This is a genomic window from Streptomyces sp. NPDC037273 (assembly GCF_055603625.1).
On the sequence record NZ_JBVJVO010000025.1, the window covers coordinates 57859 to 64184 of the forward strand.

The 6326-nt window shown below is 70.6% G+C and carries 5 protein-coding genes; 1 reads left to right on the top strand and 4 read right to left on the bottom strand.

Translation table 11 applies throughout. From position 1 onward, the window contains the following. Positions 1–52: 52 nt before the first annotated feature. From ACZ7G1_RS37235 to ACZ7G1_RS37245, 3 genes are all read right to left on the bottom strand, one after another. Entirely contained in the window at positions 53–979 is a 927-nt protein-coding gene (locus ACZ7G1_RS37235; protein WP_470881411.1) for a response regulator, read from the bottom strand. Beyond that, positions 976–2214 (bottom strand): sensor histidine kinase, encoded by a 1239-nt coding sequence (locus tag ACZ7G1_RS37240; protein ID WP_470881413.1) that lies wholly within the window; start codon positions 2212–2214, stop codon positions 976–978. Before ACZ7G1_RS37240 ends, ACZ7G1_RS37235 begins: the two co-directional genes overlap by 4 nt. 97 nt (positions 2215–2311) lie before the next feature. Next, complete coding sequence (locus ACZ7G1_RS37245; protein ID WP_470881415.1) at positions 2312–4429, bottom strand: DNA gyrase/topoisomerase IV subunit B; 2118 nt, start codon at positions 4427–4429, stop codon at positions 2312–2314. A gap of 433 nt (positions 4430–4862) precedes the next feature. Here ACZ7G1_RS37245 and ACZ7G1_RS37250 point away from each other — a divergent pair, with 433 nt between their 5' ends. Next, positions 4863–5096: a DUF7455 domain-containing protein gene (locus tag ACZ7G1_RS37250; protein WP_352018598.1), complete on the top strand. Its 234-nt coding sequence runs from the start codon at positions 4863–4865 to the stop codon at positions 5094–5096. Positions 5097–5259: 163 nt separating this feature from the next. On the opposite strand, the gene ACZ7G1_RS37255 is transcribed toward ACZ7G1_RS37250, so the two are convergent. Beyond that, positions 5260–6078, bottom strand: a complete 819-nt coding sequence (locus tag ACZ7G1_RS37255) for a S1 family serine peptidase (RefSeq protein ID WP_470881417.1) — start codon at positions 6076–6078, stop codon at positions 5260–5262. Positions 6079–6326 lie beyond the last annotated feature (248 nt).

Consider the following 6326-nt stretch of genomic DNA (forward strand, 5'->3'; position numbering starts at 1 on the left):
GATGGACAGAGCGGGAAGATCCCGGACTCTTCTGCCCTCCCACTTCACCCCATCAGGTGACACTTCCCCCGGGTGCCCTGACCAGACCGTGCTGATATGCGTATCGCACGGCCTGCGCCCGGTCCCGCACCCCGGCCTTGGCGAAGAGGTTGTTGATGTGCGTCTTCACCGTCGCCGTGGAGATCCGCAACCGCCCCGCGATCTCCTGATTGGAAAGCCCCTCCGCCACCAGCACCAACACCTCCGTCTCCCTCTCCGTCAGCCCATCCACCCCAACAGCACCCTCCATCCCCGGCGCCCCCTCCGCCCCCGCCACACTCGCCCTCCCGGTCGGCACAACTGCCCCCACCGCCCCGGTCCCCGCGGACGCCCCCGGCACCCCCGTCGCTCCAGCCACCCCGGCCACCCCAGTCGCCCCGGCCGGACCGCCCGGCCCCGCCACACCCCCCGACCCCGGCCCAGCCGACCCCGCCGACCCCGCCGACCCAACCGACCCCGTCCACCCGCCCGCCTCCGGCCGCTCCATCAGCTGCTCCAGGAGCCGCCGCTGCACGGCGGGCGACAGCCCGGCCCGCCCGTCGACCACGTCCCGTAGCGCGCGGGCGATCTCCGCGCCGTCGGCGTCCTTGGTGAGGTAGCCGCGCGCACCGGCTCGAAGCGCCGGGAACAGCGAGTCGTCGTCGGCGTACGTGGTGAGCACGACGATCTCCGTCGCGGGGAAGCGCTCGCGGACCCTGCGGGTGGCCTCGACGCCGTCGCAGCGAGGCATCCGCAGGTCCATCAACACCACGTCGGGCTCGTGCGCGCCGACCAGCGCGACCGCTTCCTCCCCGTCCCGGGCCGCTCCCACGACCTCGATCCCCGGCAGCAGCCCGAGCAGCATCACGATCCCCTCGCGCACGACGGCCTGATCGTCGGCGACGACCACCCGCAGGGTCCGAGCCTCATGGGCGGCGCCCGAGCCCTCCACGCCGCTCATGCCGGCACCCGCAGTCGCACCGTGAACCCGGGCCCCTCGAACCCTGCGTCCAGGCTGCCGCCGAGCAGCTCGGCCCGCTCCCGCATACCGAGCAGCCCGTACCCGGAACCCGAGGCGCTCAGCCCCTGCCCCGCCTCGGGGCCGCCGGCGGACCGGGGCGGCCCCGAGTCGCGTATCTCCAAGGAGACCTCGTCGGTCCCATAGGCGAACCGGATCCGGGTCCTGGCCCCCGGGGCGTGCTTGCGGACGTTGGTCAGGGCCTCCTGCGCGACCCGGCGCACCGCCTGCGAGGCCTCGGCGGGCAGGTCCCGTCGCTCGCCGGAGACATCGACCTCCGCCCGGTCCTCTCTCGCCAGTTCCCGCAGATAGTCCTCGACGGGCGCCATGTCCCCGCGCAGCGCGGAGAGCGCGTGACGGGTCTCGGCGAGCCCCTCCCTCGCCATGGAACGGGCCGAGGTCACCAGCTTGAGGATGTCCGCCCGCTCGGCCCCGGCCTCGATCTGGAGCCGGGCGACCTCCAGGTGCACCATCTGGGCGGAGAGGCTGTGGGCGAGCACGTCATGTATCTCGCGGGCGATCCTGGCCCTCTCGGCGAGCGCCGCCGACGCGGCCTCCGCCTCTCTGGCGAGCCGCTCCTGGGCGAGCAGCTGGAACCCCGCACCCCTGGCCTCGGCGTCCAGCCGGAGCGAGTAGCCCGCGAGGAGCACGGCAGCCGTGGTGCCGGCGGCGCCGAGGATCCCGGTCTCATCGGCCTCCACGAACCCGGGGACGAGCACCGCCACCGTGGCCAGCCCTATGGGGAGCGGCAGCCGCTGCATCGCCATGACCGAGACGACGATCCACATCACCGTCGCCGCCGTCGGTGCGCCGACGGCGTAGGCCCCCAGGCCGCAGAGCGCCATCGCTCCGAGGAGTCCGAGCGACGCCGCCGCCCGGTGTTCGAGGGTCGTGTGGTGAAAGCCCAGCGCGGCCGCCACGCACAGCCCGAACCCGAGCGGGGGCACCAGCGCGTACCCGCCGTCGAAGGCGCCGGAGGTGTAACACCCGGTCAGCACCCAGACACTCAGGCCCGCGAGCATGGTGTAGTCGAGGACCATGCGCCCCCGCGGCACGCCTACGCGTGTGAGCGCTTCGCGCGAAGGCCAGCGACACCAGGTACGCGTACTCGTACCCGTCCCCGTCCCCGTACCGCCCGTGCTGCTCTCCGTACGACCTCGGTCGCGTGTGTCGTCCATGACCGTCCCCCTCCGTCATCTCGATGTTACGGAGAGTCGGCGAGCGTGTGATCGACCCGCGGGTGGAGCGTCTGGCTCCACCCACGGGTGGAGAAGGTCAGGCGTCGATGCGCGAGCGGTCGAGCGTCGCCGCCGAGCCGGTGATGAACTCCTTGCGGGGCGCCACGTCGTTGCCCATGAGGAGGTCGAAGACCTGCTCCGCCGCTTCCAGGTCGCCGATGTTGATCCGGCGCAGGGTGCGGTGGCGCGGGTCCATGGTGGTCTCCGCCAGCTGGTCGGCGTCCATCTCGCCGAGACCCTTGTAGCGCTGGATGGAGTCCTTGTAGCGGACCCCCTTGCGCTGGAACTCCAGGAGGGTCTGCCGCAGCTCGTTGTCCGAGTACGTGTAGACGTACTTGTCCTGGCCCTTCTTGGGCTGGACAAGCTCGATCCGGTGCAGCGGCGGCACGGCGGCGAAGACCCGGCCGGCCTCGACCATGGGCCGCATGTAGCGCTGGAAGAGCGTGAGCAGCAGGCAGCGGATGTGGGCACCGTCGACGTCGGCGTCGACGAGCAGGACGATCTTCCCGTACCGGGCCGCGTCGATGTCGAAGGTGCGGCCCGAGCCGGCTCCTATGACCTGGATGATCGCCCCGCACTCGGCGTTCTTGAGCATGTCCGAGACGGAGGACTTCTGGACGTTGAGGATCTTGCCGCGGATCGGCAGCAGGGCCTGGAACTCGCTGTTGCGGGCGAGCTTGGCGGTGCCGAGTGCGGAGTCTCCCTCGACGATGAAGAGCTCGCTGCGCTCCACGTCGTCGCTGCGGCAGTCGGCGAGCTTGGCCGGCAGCGAGGAGGACTCCAGCGCGGTCTTCCGGCGCTGCGCCTCCTTGTGCTGACGGGCCGCGATCCGGGTGCGGGCCGCGGCGACGGCCTTCTCCAGGACGGCTCTGGCCTGCGCCTTGGCGTCCCGGCGGGTGGAGGTGAGGAAGGCCTTGAGCTCCTTGGCCACCACGTTCGCCACGATCCGGCGGGCGGCGGAGGTACCGAGGACCTCCTTCGTCTGGCCTTCGAACTGCGGCTCGGCGAGGCGGACCGTGACGACGGCCGTGAGCCCCTCGAGGGCGTCGTCCTTGACGATGTCGTCCTCGGCGACGCGCAGCATCTTCGCCGAGCGGAGCACCTCGTTCACCGTCTTGGTGACGGCCGTCTCGAAGCCCGAGACGTGGGTGCCGCCCTTGGGCGTGGCGATGATGTTGACGAAGGACTTGACCGTGCTGTCGTAGCCGGTGCCCCAGCGCAGGGCGACGTCGACGGCGAGCTCGCGGGTGACCTCGGTCGGGGTCATGTGGCCGCGCTCGTCGAGGACCGGAACGGTCTCCTTGAAGGTGCCCTGTCCGGTGAGCCGCTGGATGTCGCAGACGGCCTTGTCCTGCGCGAGGTACTCGCAGAACTCGCTGATGCCGCCGTCGAAGCGGAAGGTCTCCTCGCTCTTGCCGATCCCCGCGAGGTCCCGCTCGTCGCGGACGACGATCGTGAGGCCGGGCACGAGGAAGGCCGTCTGCCGGGCGCGCTGGTGGAGCGTCTCCAGGGAGAGCTTGGCGTCCTTGAGGAAGATCTGCCGGTCGGCCCAGTAGCGGATGCGCGTGCCGGTCCGGTTCTTGGGGACCCGCTTGCCCTTGAGGAGACCGTTGGCCGGGTCGAAGGGGCTGTCGGGGCCCTGCTCGGTGAAGATGCCGGGGACACCGCGGCGGAAGCTGATCGTGTGGGTCGCGCTGTTGCGGTCGACCTCGACGTCGAGGCGGGCCGACAGCGCGTTGACCACGGAGGCGCCGACGCCGTGCAGGCCGCCGGAGGCGGCGTACGACCCGCCGCCGAACTTGCCGCCGGCGTGCAGCTTGGTCATGACGACCTCGACGCCGGAGAGCCCCGTCTTCGGCTCGACGTCGACCGGGATGCCACGGCCGTTGTCCTGGACCTCGACGGAGCCGTCGTCGTGCAGGATGACCTCGATGTGGTCGCAGAAGCCACCGAGGGCCTCGTCGACCGAGTTGTCGATGATCTCCCAGATGCAGTGCATCAGGCCGCGGCTGTCGGTGGACCCGATGTACATGCCGGGGCGCTTGCGGACCGCTTCGAGCCCTTCGAGTACGAGCAGGTGCCGCGCGGTGTAATTGGAAGCGTCACGGTCTGCGGTCAGCAGCGCACTGGACGGCACGGACGTTTCGGCGGTCACGCGGTTCGCTCCTCGCTGAATTTGGAATGTGGCCCAGTGGGGTAAGGCCCGGCGTCGGTCACCGGTTCAGAGGGTACCGATGCCTGGTAGAGCCGTTGTCACGCCACCCACCCTGATTCTTCATGCTAGTCCAGAGTCGCATGGATGTTCGATCCCTCGATGGGGTGACGCGAACATCACGTTCCCTTCCAGGCATGAACCATTTAGGCTCCGGGCACGTCCTCATGAACAACCGGCAACCACGCCGGGAGGACGAACCGACACAAGCAACGCGAAATCCGTAGAGCGACGCAATACGGCTCATTCGCCGCCAACCGGCAGCAGACAGCCACTTGAGAAGAAGTTTCAAGGAAAAGCCACGAGCGGGAACGTTTTCGGCCTGGTTGGATGTTGACCCTGGTACGACAGCTCGTCGAGCTAGAGAAGAGGCGACGTGACTACTGTTCTGACCCCCGCGAGCCCCCTGACGGCCGCTGACCGTTGCGACCGCTGCGGCGCCCAGGCATACCTGCGCGTCGTTCTGACCAGCGGAGGTGACTTGCTCTTCTGCGCCCACCACGGACGTAAGTTCGAGCCGGAACTCAAGAAGATCGCCGTTGAGATACAGGATGAGACGGACCGGCTCACGGACGTGCCGTCGCGCACGCAGGGCGAAGACCACGCCTGACGCCATCCACGACGAGCTCAGGGCCGGTCGCTGACCCCGACCGGACGACGGGCGGCCACCCCCACACAGGGGGTGGCCGCCCGTTCTCGTCCTCAGCCGGAACCGCGGACTCAGGCAGGCCCGCGGACTCAGGCCAACCCGCGGCCCACCAGGCCGCCCGGGATCAGTACCGCGCCGGCAGCACCGCCGAGACCCGGGTGTAGACGCCCGGATTCTCCGCCTGCCCGCAGCCGCTGCCCCAGGAGACCAGGCCGACCAGCAGCCCCTTGGCCACCAGCGGGCCGCCGCTGTCGCCCTGGCACGCGTCCCGGCCGCCCTGCGGGTCGCCCGCGCACAGCATCGTCTCGCGCTGGTACCGGACGCCGAAGCCGCCCGGGTACGCCCGCTCGCACGAGGCGTCCGGCAGCACCTGGACGCGCGCCGTGCGCAGCGTGGAGGCGTAGGTGCCGTTGCCCGTGGTGTCGCCCCAGCCGTAGACGTCCGCCTCCGTCCCCGGCGCGTACGCGGCGTCCCCGGAGCGGGCCACACCGATCACGTACGACTGCGGCAGCGCGCTCACGAGCGTCAGCACCGCCAGGTCTCCCGCATTGCTCGTCGGGTCGTAGTCCGGATTGACCCAGGTGTCCGAGATCCGGACCTCCTGACCGCCCTGCCCGCGCAGCGCCGCGCGCCCCGCGATGACGGAGAAGTCACGCAGTTCCCAGGGCTCGCCGCCGAGCACCTCCCGGCCCAGGCAGTGCGCCGCCGTGAGGACCTTGGTCGGCGCGACGACCACGCCTCCGCAGAACTGACCCGCCCGCGTACCCCCGAACCGGTCACGGCTGGACAGGGCGACCACCCACGGCGCGTCCGTGATCTGGGCCGTCCGGCCCCCCACCACGACGCTGTCGGCCGCCACGGGGGCGGCGGTGACGACCTGCCCGGCCGCGGCGGCGATCAAGCCCAGGGCACCCGTCAATGCTCGGGCGTAGGAACCACGCATGGAGCCTCCTGACTCTCCGGTGATGTCGGTTCACCCAGCGTCCAGCACAGCTCGGCGCCGTGCACGCCCGCACGCCGGAAGGGCCCGGCTCCCCCTCTCGGGGAACCGGGCCCTTCCGTGTGTCGCTCTGTGCCTCGTACGGATCAGTCGAGGTAGTCGCGCACTATGCGGGGCTCACCGCTGTACTCAAGCTGGAAAGACGTGGTCGCCGCTCACCGCTGTGGGGTGCAATATCCTTGACTGAGATT